At 59.6% G+C, this 997-nt stretch carries 1 protein-coding gene; it reads left to right on the top strand.

Going from position 1 to position 997, the window contains the following annotated elements; genetic code table 11:
* Nucleotides 1-165: 165 nt before the first annotated feature.
* Nucleotides 166-997 (top strand): DMT family transporter (locus tag A3730_RS24055; protein ID WP_063539133.1); only part of this gene is annotated, 832 nt, incomplete at its 3' end.

Here is a 997-nt window from a genome sequence, read left to right as displayed (position 1 = left end):
AGCGGTAGAATGCCGGCCCGATTGGCCGAAGCCTGAACGTATGCGGGCCGAGCTTCACGCTCAAGGCTAGCAGGTCACGAACATGCCAGCGAACACGTTATCCGGTTCGAGCTGTCTGGCCGTTTTTCTTCGCCCCTTCACTCCTCCACCCCGGACGCCTCACCAATGAATGACCAACCCTTGAAGGGTGCCTTGCTGCTGATACTCGGTGAAGGCCTTCTGGCGGTGATGGCTGCCATGATCAAGCACCTGTCTGATCACCTCGACACCGAGGTCATCGTGTTTGCACGCAACCTGTTCGGGCTGATGTTCCTGCTGCCGATCATCGCCACCCGCGGTGGTTTTGGTCAGCTACGAACCCGCTTTGTGCATCTGCACCTGATCCGTGCTTTCACCGGCGTGAGCGCCATGTTTTGTTTCTTTTACGCCATTGGGCATATTGCCCTGGCAGAGGCGGTACTGGTCAAAATGACGGTGCCGTTTTTCCTACCGATCATCGCCTGGTTATGGCTCAGTGAACGGATCGGTCTGCACACCTGGCTGGCCATCGTCGCCGGCTTTATCGGCGTTGCTATCATCATGCGCGCCGGGCAGGGTCATATTGACCCGGTCATGTGGGTAGCGCTGGCCGGCGCGGCCATCATGAGTATCGCCAAGGTCAGCATCCGTCGCATGGCGGTTTCCGAGCCCGCCCAGCGTGTGGTGTTCTACTTTGCGCTCTTTGCCACACTGTTTTCGTCTCTGCCTTTACTATGGGCCACCACCCTGCCCGCAGGCACCGATTACCTCTGGCTTCTCGCCATCGGCCTGGTGGCCACAGGCGGGCAATATGCCATGACCACCGCCTACCAGATTGCCCGACCCGGTCAGGTGGGCGTCTATAACTACTCCTCCGTGATCTGGGCTGCGTTGCTCGGCTGGATGTTCTGGGGCGAGACCCTGGTGCTGACCACCATCATCGGCACCCTGTTGATCGTGGCCGCCGGCATCTGGAATC

This window comes from Alcanivorax sp. HI0044 (assembly GCF_001634945.1).
Note: the sequence above shows the minus strand (reverse complement) of the source record. Positions and strands in the feature narration are given on the sequence as shown.